The following is a 21,943-nucleotide window of genomic DNA, read 5'->3' on the forward strand; positions in this document are numbered from 1 at the left end:
GAAACCGTGTATGCCCCATAGTGTTTCTTCGACTAGCTTGTTGCGCTGTCCGAGGGGTGCAAACGCAGCGAGATGGAGTTGATGCAGTACCGCTCGAATATCTCCGGACCGTGTGGCCGGGCAGATGGGGCTTTCTTGCTGGTGAGGATAGGTTTTGACGTCTAGTGGGCCCGTGCTGGAATCACTGAGCGTTCAAACAGATCACGGAAGATCAGCCTGAATACGTTCGCGAAAACGTTCGCGACGATCTAGCGCCCTTCGGCGTGTCGTTGAACGGCACGCCGAAGGCGTTTGCTGGATAGCAATGTTCTGGCAAATAGCTCGCTGGCAGGGTCTGGACCCGATTAAGCATTCGGGCTAAGCATTCGAATGAATCCCATCGACAGCGTCCGTGTCGTTTCGTTGGTCGACTGCGGTGTTGCGTGGGGTGTGGTGGTCGTCTCCGGGGCTAGACCTGGAGGTGTTCGTCTGACTCGCTTGTTCTCGGATGTGTAGCTTGGCGTCATGGCGCTACAACCGCTTGTCGGCGAGCAATCTATCCAGCGTGGCACCGACAGCACTCGAACCGGACATGACCGTGGCTAGATATCGTGAGCCGGGAATTGAGATCGAGTCGTACACGTCCATCTCCGATGAGTTCGCGGGGACCCACGACTCGTGGTGGGGTGTCGCAAAGATGCACGTCAAAGCGCAGAACCATGATCTTCCGTACCTCATCGCCAACGAGCTCATCTGTTGCCGACTGGCCGCCGCCCTCGGCCTCCCCGTATTACCTGGAGAGGTTGCGAAACACCCGGATGGGCGGCAGTGCTGGGTGACGCCGCAGATCAGTCAGGCAGGCATGACGGTTCCCCCGACGCGTGAGAGCGAGATTCTGGGTCAGTACGCTTCGACGGTCGCTGGCGCGTTCGTGTTCGATTGCTGGGTCTTGAACGAGGACCGCCACGAGGAGAACTTCCTTTTCCATCCCGTTCTGGGCATGTGGCTGATCGATCATGACAACGCCCTCGCGGGGAACGACGGCGCACGGTTCGAAACTTTTGCGGCAAGGTTCGACATGCCGCTTGATTGGCATGGTTTCAGTGCGGCAGCGCTGCCTCAGCAGGCGTTAGAGTTCTGGTGCTGGCGAGTGCAAAGTGTGCCTGACGCGGCGATCGATTTGGCGCTCGGTGAAGTGAGTGCGCGAGGCTTGATGCAGAAGTCGAGAACTGCAACGCTGAGAAGGCTGCTTCGGAGTCGTCGAGAGTCCATTGCAGGTCTCGTTCGACAGTCCCTCGCACAGACCAGGACAGACGTAGCATCCGAGATCCAGCTGTCCTTCGATCCGGCGTGAGGAGGTGTTCTCGATGGAAGCTATATGGCATCTGATTCAGTACACGTCGGACATGCGGCGCAAGGAGCCTCGAAATATCGGTGTGGCAGTCGCAGTCGACGGACAGTGGGCGATCAAGCTTTTCGGCGTGGATGAGGCCGGAGGGATCAACGGTCGTGCATTGAGACGGTATGGGCTTTCGAAGGATGGCTATGCCTCATGGGTGGACTACTACTCTGACATGATCCTTGCCGGCCGCTGGGAACGCGTCGTAGAGACGCAGCAACGGCGTCCCGCGGAGTTCCGTCTGGTACCCGGCGGCTACATCCGAGCGCTGGGTACTGCGGCGGACGTTGCGGCCAGCCTCTTCGCGGAACTCGTTCAACGAGAAGAGCAGCATGGTGAGCCCCGGGCGAAGATCCTCCGCCAGCATGTTGAGGCGACCTTAGAGTTGGCGGAGGTTCATCCGCAACTCGACATCACCGTTGAAGCATCGTGGGGTGAGGATGCGGCCGATGATGTCAAGTTCGACTACGCGTACACGAATGGACAGCGGCATCTGATGCATCGATTGCAACTGCATCAAACGTCATCCGACGCATCCAAGATGGTGGCTCGCGAATTCAACGCGCGTGTCACTGCTGCGCGTTCCGCGGGCGCAGCCCGGAGTTTCATCGCGTTCTACTCGGGCGAAGCCATTGATGAGATGGGTGGCGACTCTATGCTGACTCCCGTGTGGAAGGTTGCCCACATTGTGGATGTAGACGACACCATTAAAGCTGCCGAAGCTCTACGGGAGATCATGCACGAGTCTGCGTGAGGTAGCGGTTCCAGCGGTTCCCTGCCGGGTTGGTCCGGAAGACCGCGGGAACCTCACTTCTTCGAACGTGTGTCGTGCTGTTTTGGCTCCAGTGGACCGTCGAGTTCTCACTAGAGGCCGCGGGTGCCGCGCCGATCTGGCGGCCGGACTCGATTGGCGCGGTGTCTTCCAAGTCCGGCCGTCGAAAACGGCTGAGATTGGTCGTAGTTCGAGCCCGCCCACACGGCAGGGAGCCTTGCCCTCGAAGAGCCTTCGAGCTCTGACGCAGACCGGTGCCGTGCGGGCGCGCTGGAACAGCTCATCGGAGGCAAGCCCACAGAGGCTCGGGGATCGAATTCGATGGCCTCCCACGGTACTCAGGATCGAGCCCTCCCGGTTCAGAGCGCTCGTGGTCGCCAACCTGGCACAAGCGGTCGCTAGATCGGCATCAGATGTCATAGGTGGAAATTGGAATATCGCGATGGAATCGTAAGAGTGCCAGGGGGTTTCGTCCTGACTGGCGAACTGGGGCTGCTTGAGTTCTGATCTTGCTGAACCGGGCGTGCCTCTCATTGATGCTAGGCCGGACCGGGGAGGGGAATGTTGGTTGGCCCAGCGCACCGTTGCTGTGGTGTGCTGCATAAGGGGTGCCGCTGGGTGGTCGGAACGGTTTGCTCTGCCAGCGGAATTGTGAGCTGTCACCACAGGATGGAGAGTCATGTATTCGGCGGAGATCAATCGTAAGCAGCCAGCGCTATTGATGTTGCTGGTGGACCAGTCGTTTTCGATGTCTGAACCTGCCGGGCAGGGGCAGGGAACGAAGGCTGACGTGTTGGCGCTGGCTGTGAACAACCTGCTGGGGAACGCGGTCTTGCTATGCAGCCGCGGCGGCGAGAAGATTTACAACTATTTCGAGGTCGGGGTTGTGGGCTACGGCGCGAAGATCGGGCCGATCCTGCATGGCGCCGATGCCGAGCGGCGGGTGTTGCCGGTGAAGGAGCTTGCCGACAATCCTCGCCGTATCGATACGGTGGCACGGCGGGTGCCGGATGGCGCCGGTGGTGTCGTGCCGGTGCAGCAGCAGATGCCCGTCTGGGTGGATCCGCTGGCGGATGGTGCTACACCGATGGTGTCGGCCTTGGGCTACGCGGAGCCGGTGATCGCATCCTGGTGTGCGGCCCATCCATCGAGTTTCCCGCCGATGGTGATCAATGTGACCGACGGGGCGAGCACCGACGGTGACCCTCGGGAGGCCGCGGATCGGATCCGCGAGTTGTCGACAGACGATGGTGCCGCCCTGGTGTTCAACCTGCACTTGTCGGCCCTGGGCGGACAGGCGGTGACTTTCCCGGACACTGCGGCAGACATGACCGATCCGAATGCGCAAAGGCTATTCGAGGCTTCGAGCGTGTTGCCGCCGGCGATGCTGGAAGCGTCTGCGGCACTGGGGTATCCGGTGCGTAGCGGATCGCGTGGATTCCTGTACAACGCGGATGTCACGATGGTGATCGATTTTCTCGATATCGGTACGCGCGCGGTCACCCCGACCGGGCTCAAGGAACTCATTACTCCGACCGACGATGATGCGGTCCCCGGTGACGGCGGCGATGCAACCTCTGACGATGATGATGACAGCAGTCACAACGGCGGCGATCAGCCCGCGCTGTGATCGACTGTGCGGAAAATCCCTCGCACGCAGGGGATGTGGCGACCAGTGCTCCGGTGGCGCGCCTTGCGACTCACCACAAAGAGGGGCGCGACCCTAACGAGAACGACGATCGTGCGGTCGGGGGAACATGTTCGCGTTTCGCACTCGCGGACGGTGCGTCGACCTCCGCGCGTGCTGAGGAGTGGGCGGAGATTCTGGTGTACGCCTATGTGATCAAGGGCGTGGACATTCTCGATCCCATCGTCCTGGAAACGCTCAGATCCGACTGGCGGCGCCGGGTACACGCCGGTGATCTTCCCTGGTATGCGTTGGCGAAGCTTCAGCTTGGTGGTGCCGCAACGTTCGTCGGGGTCGATATCGACTCCGACGAGCAGCGGTACCGTGCTTTCGCTATAGGTGACGCTTGCCTGCTACATATACGTCGCGGACGAGTGATCACGACGGGTCCCCTGCAGCATCCGCGCCAATTCGGTCGTACTCCACCGTTGATTACTACGCAGGTGCGGGATAATTCTCACCAGGCGGCGCTCTGGGAGCATGGGGACGGCTACGCGCGTGGCGATCAGCTCGTGCTCGCCTCCGACGGGCTCGCCAAGTACTTGCTGGAACAGCATTGCAATGGCGCCACGATTGACCTGGCCGCGATCCCCGACAACGACAACGAGTTCCGGGAATGGGTGGCGGACGCACGCCGCGCTGGCATGGACAACGATGACACCACGATCTGCCTGGTGCAGCTATGAGATTGCCCAGCCTGCTGAATTACCAACTTGCGCTGCAGGATCCACGGACTGCCTTCAGAAACGTCGACGTGCTACGGGGCGGTACCACTGTGCTCAACGCGCAGGGCATGCCGTCGGTTGCCTCGGGAGGGTTCGCCGCGACCTTCGCCGTCCACAGTGTGGACGGGCACCGGTTCGCGGTGCGCTGCTTCCACAAGCAAGGGCACGACGACCGCCGATTGCGCGAGCGTTACGAGCACATTCACCGGTTCGTGACCACTCATCCGCAGTTGAGGTTCCTGATCGGCGCGGTCTACCAAGCCGACGGAATCGTCGTGAACGGCACTGGATTCCCGATGGTGTGGATGCGGTGGGCGGCCGGTGAAATGCTGGGGGTGTGGATCGAGGACTGGATCGAGGATCCCGGGCGAGACCCCGCCGCCATCGAGACCGTGCGGATCGCGATTGCGAACGCGGTTGTCGCACTGCGCGCCGCCGGCGCCGCACACGGCGATCTGCAGCACGGGAATATTGTTGTCGGCGAAGATTTTTCGATCACACTTATCGACTACGACGGCATGTACCTTGATGCGTTCCGGGGTACGCCACTGCAGGCCATAGAACAAGGTCACCGCAACTATCAGCACCCAGGGCGTGGTGGGCGTTTCGATCGCGGTATCGATACCTTCGCAGCAGCGGTTGTCGATGTTTCGTTGCGCGCCTTGCGATATCAGCCATCATTGTGGGACGACTTCGGCGGTACCGGTGAGAACCTGATATTCACGGCGCGAGATTTTATCGATCCGGAGAACTCGCCGGTGTTCGCGGCCCTTGCTCGTATCCGTGGCGTCGCCGAGCACGCCGCCCGGTTGCGCCGTGCCTGTCGAACCGACTACGACCACGTGGAAGCCGTATTGGCTGGTGGCGCAGTGACTGCGCCGACCGCTGGGACGTTCGCACTGGTCTCCGGTGAGATCGTCGCCGGCAGTGATCGTGCGCAGTTGCTGGCACGTGAGGGCGAAACGGTCACCGTGTACGGGAAGGTCCGATTCGCTACTGTCACGAAGGGACGCCAGAGCCGTGACGTGGCATTGATCAACCTGGGCGACTACAAAAATGGTGATTTCACCATCGTCGCCTACGACGATGTCGCTCGTCGGCTCTACGCCGATTACGGAAACCCGAATCCGTACGGGAAACGCCCGATGCGGAAGCTGCACGGCTGGCAGGTCGCGATCACCGGGACCATCGTGATCTTCGTGAACAAGGGTGTCCATGTCCCGCAGATCGAGCTTGTGCGCGCCGGTCTGCTGCGCAATCTCAGCGACCAACAGATCGTCGCGTTAACAATCCCACCACCTCAGGTCCCGCCGACACCGCCCAAGTCCACTCGTGTACCAGAGATCGCGGCTACACCAACGGTAGCTCCTCCACCTGTGCCTGTAGCTGCGAAAAGTGTTGAACCGTCGGTTGATCGCTCGGCAGAAGAGGCGCGCCGCCAGGCGCGGCTGAGTGAGATGTACAAGAATTTCTCTGCCACCCCGACATCGGTATCACCATCCCCGACGACACCACCTCGGAGGAATCCACAGCCAACGCCTGCGGCGCCGACCGCACTTGGACAGTCGTCAGCACCCTCGTCACCGCACATCCCGGCACCGCGGTCCGCGCGACCGCGACCTTCGCCGCTACCGGCTGCTCCGGCATCACCTTCGCCGCCGCCCACTCAACGTCCTCCGTCAACCCCGTTCCGTCCGGTGGTTCCTGGTCCACCGCAGGGATACACGCATGATCCGTGGTCACAACCAGTCGCGTATCCGCGCCGCGCGGGAAGATCGGGGCATAGAGGTCTGGCGTTGTGGTTGCTGGTGATCCTTGTGGTGCTGATCGTGCTGATTCTGGTGGCGTGCGGCTCGTCCACACCGAACCCCGCGTCGGCCACCGTCGCCATGGGAGCAGGGCCGACGACTGGATTGGACGGAAGCTGCTGTTGGACAGCTCAATACGAAACAACGCACGCAGAATCGGTGGCTGAGTCGAGGGCGGTGGCATTGGTCACGCCGCTATGGGTCCGATGGCAATGATCGATGCGCGTCGAGTCGCTGTCGTCATCCGCGATCGTGACGGGATTACGTTCGAGGACAAGACTGCCGAGATAGCGGACTACCGCATCGATGGTCGTTGGGTCCATGTCACATACGGACGCAATGCCAACTACCGTTACGGCAGTGAGCGGGTATATATCGCGGGCAGTCCGCGACGGCTGACGCTGGACCCGTACACCGAGATGCTTGTCGATGGCGAGGTCCGCGACAGTGCCGGTGGCGCTTACCATTTCGACACTCCAGACGGTGGGTGGTGGCACATCTTCTCGCGTGGCGGGAGCTGCGTTGTGGGCCGGACCGGCCAGGTCGAGGTGGTTCGCAACGATGCTGCCCATCCTGAATCGGCTGCGGTACTGGGGTATTGGCGCGCGCTGGCGGCGCTGCTTCCTGCCGAGGGCCGGTTGCTGCGACAGGGACTCGAACAACTCACCTTCGTGCATGGCGATAGCATTCTGCACCGATTCCTCACCCGCGGGCGCCTCGCGCAGCGCAAAGACACCCCGGTACCGCGCATCTATCCGTTTCACACGAATCTCAGTCAACGCGACGCGATCGACAATGCGCTGCGGTTCCCGATATCGGCGATCGACGGGCCGCCAGGTACCGGCAAGACGCAGACCATCCTCAACCTGATCGCCAACATTCTGCTCGATGAGTCCATGACCGTTGCGGTCGTATCCTCCAACAACGCCGCGGTCGACAATGTGCGCGAAAAGCTCGATGACGTCGGGATCGGGTATGTCGTGGCCAATCTGGGCCGATCGGAGAAGAGGAAGCAGTTTCTCAGCGATCAGTCACAAACGACAAGGAACAACCTCGTCACACAGCTCCTCGCTACGGCCGGAGCGTCCTCCGCCTCTGTCAAAGAGCTTGCCGCACTAGACCGTCAGCTGTGGAGCCTGCAAGCCACTCAGGGGCAGCTTGCACAGCGGCGATCGGAACGCAACGCCTACGATCTCGAGCGCGAACACTTCATGACCTACTTCGATCGGCAATCGCTGCCGGATCCAGAGCTGCTGCCGATGCTGGGATGGGGCGCGGACAAGCTACTGGACTATATCGCGGACACCGATCCGGAGCTGGCACGCGCCGGTGCGTTACCCGAGCTGCTCGACCGGATAACTCATTGGATCAGGTACCGCTCGATGCGCGCGGTCGACGCCACCGACGTCGAAGTAGTCCTGCGGCTACAACGGCGCTACTTCGACAAGAAGATCGCCGAGCTCGACCACGAGATCGGCCGGCTCGAAAGCTCCCTCGACTCTGCGAAATTCGAGCAGCTGACCGACCGGCACCGTGAGCGGTCGTTGCAGTGGCTCACCGACCGCTTACGCCACCGCTACACCCAGCACTCGCCGGGAACGTACAATCACAACTACCTGGACCAGTGGCGGAGGTTCAGTCGCGACTACCCGGTCGTTCTCAGCACATGTCATTCCCTGCAACGCAGTATCGGCACCGGCCGGATGCTCGACTACCTCATCATCGATGAAGCCTCGCAGGTGAATCTCCTCGAAGCCGCTGCCGTGCTGGCCTGTTGCAAGAACCTGATTGTGGTGGGAGATCTCAAGCAGCTGGCCCACATTCCGGGGCTGGAGCAAAATGATTGCCCGCCAGCACCATTGCCAGTGTACGACTTCCACCGTCACAGCATCTTGTCCGCGCTGATCGAGCTGTACGGTCAGGCGCTGCCGCGCACGATGCTGCGTGAGCACTACCGTTGCGATCCCGATATCATCGGATTCTGCAACAAGAAGTTCTACGACGACGAACTGATCGCCTTCACTACCAGCACGCCGGGCTGGCAATCGATGATCGTCGCGCGCACCGTCCCGGGCAACCATATGCGCCGCCACGATACCGGAAGTCGTTCCAATCAACGAGAAATCGATGTGATCGAACACGAAGTCCTCCCGCAGTATTGCGCTGGCTTCGCTCCCGCGGACGTCGGCGTCACCACTCCCTATCGCAAGCAGGTCAGTAAGGTCACAGACGCGCTCGTCGACGCCATCGAGGCCGACACGATCCACCGGTTCCAAGGCCGGGAAAAGGATGTGATCGTGATGACGACCGTCCTCGACGAAAGATCTTCGAATCACGACGACAAGTACGGGCTCGGATTTCTCGACGACCCACAGATGGTCAATGTCGCTGTGTCACGGGCAAAGAAGCGGTTCGTACTCGTGACCAACCACGACATGCTGCCCCGCAGTCGAAACCTGCGCGATCTGATCGGTTACATCGGTTACCGGAACCCGGGTAGCGGGGTTTTCGACAGCTCGATCGTCTCGGTGTTCGATCTGCTCTACCAGGACTACTCTGCGCGTCTCAGACCCCTGATGGCCCGGATACAGCGGCGCTCAAGGTTCTTGTCCGAAGACATCATCGCGACTGTTCTGGAAGGTCTTCTACAGGAACAGAATTACCGAGGTCTGGCTGTCAGGACCGAGGTACTGGTGCGGAATCTGCTGCCCGACCTCAGCAATCTTACGGCGGCCGAGTCGCGGTATGTGAACAACCGCGCAAAGTTCGATTTCGTCGTATTCAACCGTGTCACCAACCGATGGTCTTTCGCGATCGAAGTCGACGGGTTCGAATACCATGAAAACAACCCCACCCAGCTGGCAAACGATGCGTTGAAGAACAATATCTGCGTGAAGTACCGCATCCCACTACTGCGCCTACCCACCACCGGAAGCGAGGAAATCCCGCGTATTCGGGCCGCTCTCGACAAGGTCCAGGGCCCCGGCTTCAGGATCGGTGGTTTGGTGTGATCAGCCTGTTTGCCCTGCTCACACTTGAGGATCATGCATCGATCGATCTTGCCGATCGACGGCGAACGCGGACTACGCTCAACCGTTGTAGCGGGTTCATCGGAGTGGGGGCGTGATGACGGCGGGGCAAGGACGACACGATCAGCCGGAACCCGGTGCCCATCAGCCCGGACCCGGGTCTCGGCCTCCATCTAGTGCGGCGGTACCCCGCCGCGGGATGCATGTATCGACGGCGGTTCAACTGCTGCTGGGACTTCCGTGGTTCGTGTGCAGCCTGGTGGTGGTGGGTCTGGTCGCGGAGTTCGCGGCGTCAGGCAACGCCGTCGTGGTGTGGGGAGCGATCGCCGCGTTCGTGTTGTCCGGGGCTGGGGGGTTCGTTGGTCCGGCGGAGTACGTCATCGCGCGCGTGATGTTCCGGTTGCGCCGTCCCACACTGGCGGAGCAATCCCGGATCGACCAGGCGTGGGGTCCGGTGTCGCGGGCGGCAGGGGTCCCGCCGGATCGGTATCGATTGTGGGTGCAGGACGCCGGCGAGTTGAACGCCTTCGCTACCTCGGGACATATCGTGGCGGTTACCCGTATCGCTCTCGATCGTCTTCCACCGCAGCACCTTTCGGCGGTTCTGGCACATGAGTTGGGACACCACCTCGGCGGCCATTCCTGGGCGGCATTGCTGACTTACTGGTACTCCTTGCCTGGGCGAGTGGCGGTGCGGGCACTTTTCACGACGACCCGGTTTCTGTTCGCGGTCGTCGCAGGCTTCACGCTGGGCGCCGCTGGCGGCGCGATCGGGGGACGAGCCGGTGGTGACGCCGCGGGCTGCCTCATCGGACCGTTGGTGCGGCTGTTGCCCTGGCTGATCCTGGGAACGCTCACCTGGTTCCTGTATTCCATTCACCCCGCCTTGGTGCTGGTGTGGGCGATCCCGTTCCTACTGGCCTGGGCCAGCCGATGGGGGGAGCGATATGCGGACCGGGTGGCCGCCGACCTCGGATACGGCGCTCTCCTGATCGAGGTCTTGTACGGCTGGTTACGGGCCGGGGAAGACGACGCGCGACGGCGAGATGGGTTGCGCGCGAGCATGTTTGCCACGCATCCGTCCCATGCGGCGCGGATCCAGGCGCTGGAGAAGCATTTGTACGGGCGGACTTATCCTTGATGAAACATCCTGCGTCTGAAGGTGGTTGGTGGTGACATACGGATCTCCCTACAACCAGTACGGCGGTTACGGATCCGATCGTGAACGCAAGGCGTGGGAACGCCAGCAGGCGCAGGCCGCCGCTGAACAGCGCGACCAGCAGGCGGCCGTCGCGACCAGTGAGATCGATGGCCGGGTGGCGCAGCTGGAGGATCTGTTGCGGTCTTCGCTCGGTCGGGATCCGCGCATCGAATTCTCCTCGCTCTACAGGAGGGTGGAGGTTCCTCCACTCGACCTCGGTGCCCTCGCCTACCCGATCCCTGCGCCGACGTGGAATCCGCCCGCGGAGCCGGCCGGTGTGGCGCGAATGTTCGGTGGCAGGAAACGTTACGAGGAAGAGCTGCGACTGGCCCAGCAGCAATTCGTTCAGGCGCAAGAGGACCACGACCGGGCAGAAGCGGAGCGGGAACGGCAAATCGCGCGGAAACACCTGGAGCACAAAGATGCGGTCGAGCAGGCAGAGCATTGGGTGGCGGAGGCAAACGCACACATAGACGAATGGCTCGCACGGGTCGGAGCGGGGGATCGATTGGCGGTCAGCGAGTACATGGAAGAGGTCTTGCGCAGATCCGGTTACCCGAGCAGCTTCCCAAACCAACGGCAAGCCGGGTACGTGCCCGAGTCGACCCGGTTGGTGGTGCAGTGGTACCTGCCCCCGATCGAGGTGGTGCCCGAACAGAAGGCATACCGGCATATCAAGGCCCGCAAGGCAGTCGAGCCCACGGTGCGGCCTGTCAAAGAGATCCGCCAGCTGTATCAGCGCGTTATCGCCCAAATTGCATTGCGAACGGTTCGTGAGGTGTTCGCGGCGTCGTCCGAGGAGCTGATCAGCACCGTCGTGTTCAACGGAGTCGTGCGGGCGGTCTCTCCGGAGACCGGCCAGCAGATCGAAGCCCCATTGATCTCGATGCGAGCCACCCGCGATCAGTTCACGCGGCTGATTCTCGATGAGCCGAAGTTCAATCCCGTAGCCTGCGTACGGAAGCACTTCTTCGCCGATGTGTCGGAGCACCCCGACGAGCTGGTGGCGGTGAAGCCGGTGATGACCTTCGACATGGCCGATCCTCGGATCATCGATCCGGTCGACGTCATCTCCGAGCTCGACAAGCGCCCCAACCTGCTCGATCTCACACCGAGCGAGTTCGAAGCGTTCATCCAGAATCTGTTCGCGCGAATGGATTACGACACCAAGCTGTTCCGAGCCAGCGGAGATCGCGGTGTCGATTGCGTCGCCTACGACTCCGATCCGCTCAAGGGCGGAAAACTGATCATTCAAGCCAAGCTGTACACCCACACGGTGAAGCCGAACCATGTCCGCGAACTGTGGGGGACCGTCGAAAGCGAAGGCGCGCTCAAAGGAATCATGATCACGACCTCCGGGTACGGGCCGGAGAGCGAGAGGTTCGCCAACGGCAAGCGCCTGACGCTGATCGATGCCAGTGGTTTGCTGTCGCTGTGTCAGCAACACGGTATCCCTGCTCGAATCATCAATCGCAGCAAGAACGGGAACATTCTTCCCGACACGTAACAGGTGGGAGTCGTTACCGCTGCGCCCTCGAGATCGCGTTGATCCTGAGGACGAGCAGGCCATCATCCAGCGCGACGGCGAGCTGCTCGCCGGGCAGCGCGACCATGGTGTTGATGGGTGCGTCGACCGGGATCGCATGCTGCGGAGTCGTTTCGGCAAGATTCCACAAGCGAACCATGGAATCACGTCCGCCGCTGACGAAGAAAGTGGGGGACCAGGTTGTCAGGGCGGTTACCGCCCCCTTGTGTCCGTGCATCGTGGAAATGGGGTGTGGGGCAGCAGGACTCGACGGATCAAATATGTGAATCGTGCCGTCCTGGCTGGCACTGACGAGCAGCGGGCTACGAGTATCGGAGACGACGGTCAAAGCCCGCACCTCGGCAGTGCCGCCTGAGAAGGTTCCCAGCAGTTCTTTCCCGGACGGATTCGTCGGATCGAATATCCGAATGTTCCCATCGGCGTCCGCGCTGGCGAGCAGCGTGCCGCGGGAGGTGCCGGGTATTGAAACCAGCGCGGTGATCGTCGGCCCGTGGTCCGAGAGTGTGGCGATCGGCGGTCGTTGTCCGGCAGTGGAATCCCACAAGCAGATGACTCCGTCGCGGCCAGCGCTGGCAAGCAGGGTGGTGCCGTCGATTGTCATCGCGGTCATGGCGGTCACCTCGCTTCCGTGGCTGGGCAGGATGGTGCTGGGACCTTGCCCGGAAACGCAATTCCACAGGGAGATTCGCCCGCCGTCGGAAGCGGTGGCGAGCATGGTGCCGCCGTCGCGGCTAGGGACGGTGGCCAAGGCGGTCACGGCGTTGGTCCGGTTGGTGAAAGTCCCGAGGAAACCGAGCGATTCGCCACTATCGGCATGATGAAGGGCGATCGGTCGATCATGGCCAACGCTGGCGAGTACGGACTCGTGGGAAGGGCTTGGAACGGCCGCAAGAGCGGTGACGGCGCCGCGGTGTTCAGTTGGACGTACGCCGGGACTGTCCTGCTCGACGACTGAATTCCACAGTCCGGCAGTCGGGTTCCACAAGCGGATAGTCGCGTAGTGTGCGCTCGCGAGAAGCGCACCGCGGTCGGGCAAAGGAATCGTGGCCAGGGCCATGATGTCCGATGTGTCGGCAATTTGACCGGCGAGGGTTGAAACCGGTTCCGTCGTCGGCCTTTTCCAATCCCACTCATTTCCCAGCGAGAATCCTTCGCGCACACCCGGCGAAAGTTGCTCGAATAGCACAGAACTCACGTCCCACAGGCAAATCCTGCCGCTCCCCGCACCGGCGACCAATAGGCCCCAGTTACCAAGAGACATCACGGCCATGGATGTGATGGGAATCCCATGCGATTGAGTAGGGCGCCATGAGTCGATCCCACTGAGATTCAGCAAAGTCATTCGTCCGTCGGCTACAGCGGCGAGCAGGTACTTGCCGTCATATTTAAGCGCGGCCACCTGAGTGACCGGCGCGGTCGGACTCGGGATCATGCTGATCTGGCGGCCGTCAATAGCGTCCCACACCCGGATCGTCGAGTCCGAACCGACGCTAATGAGGAGACTGCGGTAATCCGGATCGATGAGAACCGCCAATGCGGTGACGCCGCCGAGGTGCGCGAGCAGCACGCCGATCAATCGGTTGGTTGCGGGATCCCAGATCTGTATGGCGTCGCCGCTGCTACAGGCCAGCAAAAACCTGTTGCCCGCCACGGGAATCGCCGCGAGCGCGACCCCATCGACGGTATCGGTCAAAGTTGCCAAGGGTTGTTTGCTGCGAAGGTCCCATAGGAGGAGTTGGTGGTCCTCGCCGACGCTTGCCAGGATGCTGCCATGCTCGTCTGCGACAGCAAGCGCGGTCACCGCGCCGTTGTGTCCGGAGAGCACCCCCAGCGGCTGTCCGGTTGTGGGATTCCACAGGCGGATCGTGCCGTCGCGGCTGGCGCTCGCCAGCCAGGTGCCGCCGTCCGGGGCGGGAACGGCGGCGAAGGTGACGACTGAATCCGTGTGACCGATGAGAGTTCGAAACGACATTCGACGCTGCACCGCCGCCCAGCACAGATCCGCGATGGCGTTGGGATCTGCCGGTCCGGTCTTGGCGTGGAAGCCGGTGGTTCGGGCTACCGCGATCCTCAGGGCGAAGCCGTAATGCTGCCGATCCGTACGGCGGAGCCATTCCCGTGCGTTGGCGATGCCGTCAACCATCGGAGGCAGAACCACTCTGCCGAAGGCTGCCCGTTCGGCATCAGCACCGACCTGTTCCGGGTCCAGCAGGGCGAGCAGCTTCTCATCGTTGAGCGGATACCATCCCTGTGGGCCGGAATTTGCGGCGTGCGTCGAAAGATAGTGCCGGATATAGGGATTGATGACGGTCGGTGTGCCGTCAGCGCCGGTGGCGGCCAGCGTTTCGTCGGCGGCGGTGATCAAGGCAGTGGTGATCGCCGATTCCGAGATCTCGGTAGCAAAGAAGTGTCGATGCTCAGTGTGGTACCCGTGGGTGAAATACTCAGCGAAGGTGCGGTGGGCCAGCCGATAGACTGTTTGCTGGTGCTCGTTGTCGACGATCACATACGGCGCGGCATCATCGATGAACCGCTCGATGTGGTGATCGTCGATCGATTGTGAGTTGTCCACAGTGGCAACGGCTTGGGCAATTTTCCGCCAGATTCCGTCGTGGATGGGCAACCCATGCCCAGCCGAAACGGCCAACGAGATCAGCAGCCCAGGGTATGACGGGTGTTTCTGCGCCAGCCGGTCTACAGCGAGGCTGAAGATTCCTCGATGATTCCGTGCGAGCAGATCGTCCCAGGCGTTGTCGGAGCGCCATTGCGGATCCGAGAGAACCTCATGGACCGCTAGCTGGGCGATGAGGAAGTGCGTATTACGCTGCGCGACAGCATCGGCGAAGCGATCAACATCCATGCCGACCCGATTTCGCAGTCGGTGCGCGACGAACCGTCGCACCGCCTGGTGGTCGGAGCGGATCGGCACGAGGTCCAACTCGGATGCGCCGAGGGCGCGCAACAGGTTCGTGTCGGTGGTCGGAATGTCGATCTGATCCTGGGTGCTTTGACGAGTACCTACGAGCACTCGGACCGCCGGAATCCGCCCAAGCAGACCCAACACGTAAGTGGCGAGTTCCTCAGGGAACACCGCCTCGTCGAGCGCGTCAGCCACAATCGTCAGCGGCGTACCACGGGCGCGAATAGTCCGCGCCAGCCACCGGCCCGCAGCGGCTGCATCTCGGCCCACCACTTCGTCCGGAATTGTGGCATCCACGGCCGCGGCCAGTTTGGTGACCACATCCATTGTGGGGGCACCGATCAGTGAGAGACAGGTGTCGAAAACATTGTCGGGCACGGTATTCGGAGACTCGGCAAGCAACCCTGCCCGCTGCAAGGCGGTACGCAACGCCGGGTCGGCGTGCACAATTAGATTTCCCAGGAAGGCTGATTTGCCCGAGCCGGGTGGGCCAGTGATCACCAACATGCCGCTGCGATGTTCTTGCAACCAGGACACGACATGCCGAGTGGCTTCCTCTCGCCCCTCGAAGTACCAGGACTGTTCGTTGAGCACCACATGCTCGAACGATCCGAGGCCGCCGTGCGCTTTGGTGATGAAATGGCGTTGGACATCGAGTGGCAAACTGTGTATCGCCTGCGCGAGTTCTTCCCGTGCGTCCACGGATATATTGGCGGGCAGCCGAATTCGTCGCACGAGAGCCACGACATCGTCAGCGATCGGCCCGCTCTGCTTAACCGTGACGTCCCTGCTGTGCAGCGCTTTGGCGAACCGATCCAGCAGTACATCCTCGGTGGCGAAGGTCTTGTGCAGGATGTTGTGCAATACGGCCTGCCACCGCCCCAACGTCACCGCGCCTTCGCCGACGATCGGGCTGATGAGCAGATAGCTGCCCCGATATGACCTGTCGTTCAAGGCGTTCTGCAACTGGCTGACGAATCGCGCGGACTGGCATGCCTCGATCATCACTATCACCCACGGTCGCGGACGCGACTCGAAGCGACTCATGATGGCGTCCGCGATCCGCTCAGGGCCGATCCCCTCGGTGGCGGGATGCTTCGGGCTCGTGCGACTGTGAATCAGCGTCGGATGTTGTTCGTCGGACGAACCATGGCCGACCCAATACAGGATCGAGCGGGTCGCCGGATCGCGGTCCTCCCATTCCCGGAGCCTGTCGTGGACGTCGTCGTGGCCTCGATAATGGTCACCCTTGCGATCAGGGCACACCGAACAATCCAGGTGTGGTCCGGCAGGATGGCACCCGCAGCACGGCGCGGCGGTGCGGGGCCATTCGACGACATGGCATTCGAAATCGCTGAACGTGTCGATGATCGCCGCCAGATTCGCCTCCATCCCGTCGATCCGTTCGTACCCCTCCGCATCGAACTCACCGATTGCGATCGGGAACAGTTCGACACCGTCGGTCACAGATCACCTCCGTCGGCAACCAAGATCAATTGCTTGACCGGTGATGTTCCCGCGCCGGCGACAGTGACCCGATACAAACCGGGCCGGTGGATCCGGACCGGTGCGACTACCCGACCATCGCGGCGCTCGGCAGTCGGTACGAGTGTGGCGCGGCCCATCCTCGGGTCGTCGACCTGTTGCTCGATCCGAATCTTGAATCCCGTCACAGCTTCTGCTCCGCTGATACCGATCTCGAATTCGGTTCCTGCGCGGATATCGTCGGGAATCTCCAACCCGAGCTCACCACCGGCGAGCCGTGTGCTGCGCGGATGGTGGAAAAGGCAGTCGCGTACGTCCTGGAATGCTTCGGTCACCTGCGCCAAGGCGCCGTGCTGTTGCGGCACAGTCTGATAGTTCTCGAGATGCACGGAGGTTCGCGGGACAGTGCCGTCGCCGAGGCCATGTTCGCGGCGTAGTGTCCCGTCGGGTCGGCGAACCGGCTTGCCGTCCGCGTCGAATCGAACTGTGTAACCGTGACCGTCGACCTGGTCGTTACGGTCGATGGTGATCGTGCAGATCGTCGGCTGGGCAATGCCGATCACCCTGCGGTGGTTGGAAATGCGCACCTGCGCGAGCAACTCCCGATCAGCGAACGCTGCTCGCGCAAGGTCACGATCTCCGCCGGCCCGCACGACATCATCGACCGTCAACTCGCGCATTTCGTCATTGTCGGTATGCAGGCACGGGTAACCCGGGAGCAGGTCGTACATTCCCGGCAGTGTCCGGGCCAGCTCCCGCATGCGATGGGGAGGAAGCGGTTTCCCTTCCCCGGAACCCAGCATCACCATCGCCGAGGCCGACCCGTCGAATGGTGTACCCAATGTGACGGTGACACCGACATTGTCCATCGCGCCGCTGATCATGCCCAGCGCACGGCACAGCAGTCCACCCATCGAATGTGCCACCAAATGAATTTTCGCATCCGGCCGCCCCGACAGCCGCCGCCAGCGCGTCAGATGCTGATCGATCGCGACCGCCAGCAGTTGCGCGTTGCGCCGTACCGGAAGTCGCCAGTCGTAGCCGAACTGCCCGATCGCGCGCGGGTCCTGGACAATCTTCGTCAGATCCTCGATGAGGTCCGTATAGGGTTCGTAGCCCTTGAGGAACGGTGCGTAGGCGGGCACTCGTAGCAGCCGGCCGGGCTCGATCCGGGTGTCGTCGGGATCGTACTTCAGACGTTCGAACGCATCTGCAGATCCCAACCACATCTTGCTCAATAGCCCAGGTTTCAAGCCCCACAACAGTTTCGGCGAGCTGCCCGAGACATCGACCAGTTCGGTCCCCATTATCCCGGGCACCACCAGGACCGCATCGGCGATGAGTGGTCGGTCAACCAGCGCTGCATCCCTGACCGGCGGAGTCACCTCCAGATTTCCGAAGCCCCCCGGCAGCTGGGTATCCGGAAAGAAGTTGAGATACGAATCATGCTGCATACCAATATCATTACTGCTGCGGCACGCTACGTCAGCAATTCTGGGCTGCCCAGATCCACCGCTCCCATCCCTTCCTGCTCGATCTGGAAGAGGCAGCTGTTGCGTTGGGGCCTACTCGGGGCCGCCGAGGGCGATTGGGGCGCAGTTCGCTGGACTACGTTGCGGATTATTGACCGGCTTCGCGCGATACGTGTACAGGAAGTGCCTCTAACCGTCGGAAGAAGATGCTCCGGCGCCAGCGCAGCGATTCGGCTGGCACGGCGAGGCTGATGGTGGGGTAGTGCTCGAGGAGGTTGGTAATTGCCGCTAAAGCTTCGGTGCGGGCGAGCCGGGCGCCGAGGCAGTGGTGGATTCCGGTTCCGAACGAGATGTGTCGAACTTGGCGATCGGCGTCGAATGTGTCTGCGTCGGTAACTGATTCGGGATCATGATTCGCTGCGAGCAGCGACACCATCAGTAGCTCTCCGCGGTTGATGCGTTGGCCGGCGAGGTCGAAGTTCGACTGAGCTTGACGCAGCGTCGCTACGGGGAGTGGCGGGTTGGTGCGCAGCGTCTCGTCGAGGACAGCATTGAGCCTGGTTGGGTCTGAGCGGACGCGCTGCAGCTCGTCCGGGTTTCCCAGTAGGGAGAGCATCGTGCCGAGGATGAGGTTGGACGTGGTTTCGTGCCCGGCGATCAGCAGCAACGAGACCGTTGACAGCGCTTCTTTCAGATCTATCGCCCCGGCCGACATCTGGCGTGTCAGTGAGGTGATGAGGTCATCACGAGGGCGGAGTCGGCGGGCGGCGAATGTCGGCAGGATCAGCCGAGCGAAATCGATACTGGCAGTGCGTAATTGACGTCCTTCGGCGACGGTGACATCGGACAGGATCGCGGAGGACCGCTCGATGCGTTGCTGGTGGTGGCGGGAGATGCCTGTGACCTCGCAGATTACCGCGACCGGTAGTGGACAAGCCAGGGCCGACACAAGATCGACCGGTGCAGTGGAGTCCATCGATTCTACGAATTCATTTGCAAGCGTGCGAATTCGGGGTTCCAACGTCGAGACAGCGCGTGGGGTGAAGTAGTCGGCGACGGACCTGCGCAACCGTGTGTGCTCAGGTGGGTCGGAGCCGAGCATATGAGTGACTACCCACTCGGTGCCGTAGCGCAGGAGGCGTCGTTGGAGTCCAATGCTGGCGCTGTCGTCGGTGGATACGCCGAGCATGGTGTCGCGGCCCTTGCCGATCCGGGGGTCTGTGAGCACGGTGCGGGCAAGGCGGTCACTGGTGACGAGCCAGCCGTGGACCCCGGATGGGGTGGTGAACCGGTGGATCGGCCCGTTCTGTTGAACCTGTCGATAGAACTGGTGTGGATCCCGAAAATACGAGTCATCGAAGGCAACTGCACTGGTCAGCATAGTTCTCCGTTTTTCGCGAACTTCGGACACGAAAGGCGCACTATTGCGTTATGGCCGACAAAATCGTACGCCAGGAGGAGCACGCGCGGTCGCCACAGTGGCTGCTCATCGAGACATTCGGTGAACTGGACGGTAACTACACAATCGTCGATTGGGGCGGACATCCGAAGGAGTTTCTATCTCTCGACAAGGCGGTGAAAGGCGCTGCGGCGAAGATTCGGCAGGCTGTCACTGTCGTTGCTCGCTCGCGTGAGCCGCTGACTGCGGTTGGAGCGGGCCGGCATGTGGAGGTGTATCCGCACTTCGTTGGGGACAGATTGCACGGGGTGCAGGTGTGGTCGGGAACAGAGGGTCAGGCTGCGCCGCCGCGTCCGCGAGCAGGGGCCTGGGACATCAATCTCACTACCCTGACGGCTCTGGGTAGCGCTGAGTGGGCCGATCTTGCTGACATCCCTGAGGAGCAGCGTGGCACGGCGCGTTCCCTGGCGAACATGTTCGCGCAGGTTCAGACCGACGAGCGGGAATTGATCGCGATGAAGCGCATCATCGCCGCCGTGCCAGGAACCACCCACCAGGGTGTGTGGACGGTCTACCGGCGCGATGGCGCCAGTTTTCGCTCGCATTTCTCTTGCCGCATCTACGAGTCGCTTGTCGATCAACTGCAGCATCGCGTCGCCCATGGGATAAGTCAGGAGATCTCTGTCGGCGCTCCTGGGGAGGCGCAGCCTCAGCCGTTGGTCCTGTTGGAGCATCGCTTACTGGAGGCTGATACACCCGCGGGGGAGTATCGGGCCTTAATCAACCTTCGGAATCTGCGTCTGATCCGTTGGGTGCATGGTTCACCGATCCCCGAGGAGATCGCGTGGCGCGGTATCGAGGGCGAGCCTGCTCCTGAGGTTCATCCCGATGATCGGCCCGTCATGGTCGAGATGGCTCGCGGGCTGGCCAAGTCGTCTACGACGGGGAAGATGCGTGTACGCGGCGTCGATGGCAGTTGGATAACGATTAGCGCTCGCGCGAGTCTGGTCGCGATCGATCAGGAGACTACAGCGGCGCTGCTGAAATTCACGATGGATTGCTAGTGATTTGCGATATATAATCCAGAGTTACGCTCCCGTTTAGAATCGGGAATCCGGCGGTGGTCGGTTGGATGTGGTCCACGCCAGGCAGCGTGCACCGGGGAAACCCCGGAGCCGAAGATTTGCGCTGCTTGGAAGGGGTTGTCCCGATGACCGATTCATTTGATAGCACTCCGCCCACTCCGGCTGGAATGCCGAAGAAAGTAGCTGGGTGCAACCATCCGCGCGGAACGCACGCGCCGAAGCATTGGGTAGTTGCGGAAACCCTCTACGAGGGCCGCGAGCCGACAGTGCTTGTCGATGGCAAGTATCCCAGGCGGTTCGCGAACCTCAACCGCGTGACGATCGCGCCTAACGCAGCGATCGCTCGTCAACTCGGGCTCCTTGTCAAACAATGCCTCACTAGTCGCCGGTTCACGGCTGATCGGACCAGACTTGCGTGCGGTGCGTCGATCAATATGGTCGCCGCTCCGATTGCCGGTCCGTTCGGACAGGTTCGGGCAGTGACCCTGTGGGCAGGGGCGGTGGGCGAGGAGTTGCCACCGCCTCCTCAGGTCGGTGTCGTGGAGTGGGACGCCGAAGTAGTCGTTTCTGCTTCCGCAGCGGCGCGGTCGTTGTTGCTGGACGACAAACCCGTGGGCCAGACCATGCTCCCGGAGATGCTGGCCTGTTTCGATCGGTTCGATGATCGGTTCGATTTTCTGGCCTTGCTCAGGCTCTCCGATCCGGTCGACCAGTGGATCGGAGGCGCAACAAGGACTTTCGTCGATGGCACCATGCACAGGCTTCACCTCGGCGCTCGCGCATGTGGAACGGGCGTCGCACGTGCGGTCCGGGCTGTCGTGTGCGACATCACCGATGTCGAACCTCCGGTGGCTCCGGATGTGTATTCCCGGGCACTGCGCCACGCGCCGATACCGGCGGGACATGCCTTGGCCCTTATCGACCTGAGCGGGTTCGTCATTCACGATTGGGTTGCCAACCACGGCGATCCGATCGGGATGTGGGCCCATCACCGGCCCTTGTTGCACCCCGATGACCGGCAACAAATCCGTGCGACCGGTTTCGAGATGCTCGTGGGAACCCGCACGACCGCCAGCGTGCGAGTCCGGATCCGATTCGACGCAGCTGACGAATGGATCGAGTTGGAGTCCCACTGGACGCGGATCGTTACCGGTGCCCAGCCACAGGTGCTGGCGGACATTGCGCTCGTCGGATCGATGCCGCCGTCGATCGTCGACATGTGTACTCGATGTCGACTGCTGTCCGAGGGGGCCGCCTAGCGTAGATGGTCGCTGGAACTCCAGTCATTCACTCGTGTACGAGTTCGGTGCAAATCTCAATTGCCAGAACAGATTTGAGAATATCAACGAAGCAACGGAGGCTGTTTTCGAGGATGACGTCCACCAATCGAACCTCGATCCCTGGCAACGAACGACGGCAGGGAGTAGGGCGCGAGG

The 21,943-nt window shown here is 61.8% G+C and carries 13 protein-coding genes; 10 read left to right on the top strand and 3 right to left on the bottom strand.

Annotated features, from left to right (window positions below; all coding sequences use genetic code 11):
• The first annotated feature begins 544 nt into the window (after nt 1-544).
• The 8 genes from OG326_RS14935 (at nt 545) to OG326_RS14970 (ending at nt 12,107) form a co-directional block, all read left to right on the top strand.
• Nucleotides 545-1,333, top strand: a complete 789-nt coding sequence (locus OG326_RS14935) for a hypothetical protein (protein WP_327145232.1) — start codon at nt 545-547, stop codon at nt 1,331-1,333.
• Nucleotides 1,334-1,346: 13 nt separating this feature from the next.
• On the top strand, nt 1,347-2,132 hold the full coding sequence (locus tag OG326_RS14940) for a hypothetical protein (RefSeq protein WP_327145233.1): 786 nt from the start codon (nt 1,347-1,349) through the stop codon (nt 2,130-2,132).
• A 697-nt stretch (nt 2,133-2,829) separates the two neighbouring features.
• On the top strand, nt 2,830-3,780 hold the full coding sequence (locus OG326_RS14945) for a vWA domain-containing protein (protein WP_327145234.1): 951 nt from the start codon (nt 2,830-2,832) through the stop codon (nt 3,778-3,780).
• A gap of 53 nt (nt 3,781-3,833) precedes the next feature.
• Nucleotides 3,834-4,523 (top strand): protein phosphatase 2C domain-containing protein, encoded by a 690-nt coding sequence (locus OG326_RS14950; RefSeq protein WP_327146495.1) that lies wholly within the window; start codon nt 3,834-3,836, stop codon nt 4,521-4,523.
• The gene (locus OG326_RS14955) at nt 4,520-6,586 is read left to right on the top strand and encodes a hypothetical protein (protein WP_327145235.1); all 2,067 of its coding nucleotides are present in this window, start codon (nt 4,520-4,522) and stop codon (nt 6,584-6,586) included. Before OG326_RS14950 ends, OG326_RS14955 begins: the two co-directional genes overlap by 4 nt.
• Complete coding sequence (locus tag OG326_RS14960; RefSeq protein WP_327145236.1) at nt 6,577-9,381, top strand: AAA domain-containing protein; 2,805 nt, start codon at nt 6,577-6,579, stop codon at nt 9,379-9,381. Before OG326_RS14955 ends, OG326_RS14960 begins: the two co-directional genes overlap by 10 nt.
• Nucleotides 9,382-9,664: 283 nt before the next feature.
• The gene (locus tag OG326_RS14965; RefSeq protein WP_327145237.1) at nt 9,665-10,540 is read left to right on the top strand and encodes a M48 family metalloprotease; all 876 of its coding nucleotides are present in this window, start codon (nt 9,665-9,667) and stop codon (nt 10,538-10,540) included.
• 28 nt (nt 10,541-10,568) lie between these two features.
• Nucleotides 10,569-12,107, top strand: coding sequence for a restriction endonuclease (locus tag OG326_RS14970; RefSeq protein WP_327145238.1), 1,539 nt, complete (start codon nt 10,569-10,571; stop codon nt 12,105-12,107).
• A gap of 13 nt (nt 12,108-12,120) precedes the next feature.
• Here OG326_RS14970 and OG326_RS14975 read toward each other — a convergent pair whose 3' ends face one another.
• The 3 genes from OG326_RS14975 to OG326_RS14985 all read right to left on the bottom strand — a co-directional run bounded on the left by OG326_RS14975 (nt 12,121) and on the right by OG326_RS14985 (nt 19,404).
• Entirely contained in the window at nt 12,121-16,533 is a 4,413-nt protein-coding gene (locus tag OG326_RS14975; RefSeq protein ID WP_327145239.1) for an nSTAND1 domain-containing NTPase, read from the bottom strand.
• Nucleotides 16,530-18,005, bottom strand: a complete 1,476-nt coding sequence (locus OG326_RS14980; RefSeq protein ID WP_327145240.1) for an esterase/lipase family protein — start codon at nt 18,003-18,005, stop codon at nt 16,530-16,532. The genes OG326_RS14975 and OG326_RS14980 overlap by 4 nt, the downstream gene beginning before the upstream one ends.
• A 166-nt stretch (nt 18,006-18,171) precedes the next feature.
• Nucleotides 18,172-19,404: a cytochrome P450 gene (locus tag OG326_RS14985; RefSeq protein WP_327145241.1), complete on the bottom strand. Its 1,233-nt coding sequence runs from the start codon at nt 19,402-19,404 to the stop codon at nt 18,172-18,174.
• 50 nt (nt 19,405-19,454) lie between these two features.
• Between OG326_RS14985 and OG326_RS14990 the strand changes: the two genes are divergently transcribed.
• The gene (locus tag OG326_RS14990; RefSeq protein WP_327145242.1) at nt 19,455-20,486 is read left to right on the top strand and encodes a GAF domain-containing protein; all 1,032 of its coding nucleotides are present in this window, start codon (nt 19,455-19,457) and stop codon (nt 20,484-20,486) included.
• A gap of 146 nt (nt 20,487-20,632) precedes the next feature.
• Complete coding sequence (locus tag OG326_RS14995) at nt 20,633-21,766, top strand: GAF domain-containing protein (protein ID WP_327145244.1); 1,134 nt, start codon at nt 20,633-20,635, stop codon at nt 21,764-21,766.
• Nucleotides 21,767-21,943 lie beyond the last annotated feature (177 nt).

This window comes from Nocardia sp. NBC_01327 (genome assembly GCF_035958815.1).
Taxonomy (GTDB): Bacteria; Actinomycetota; Actinomycetes; order Mycobacteriales; family Mycobacteriaceae; genus Nocardia.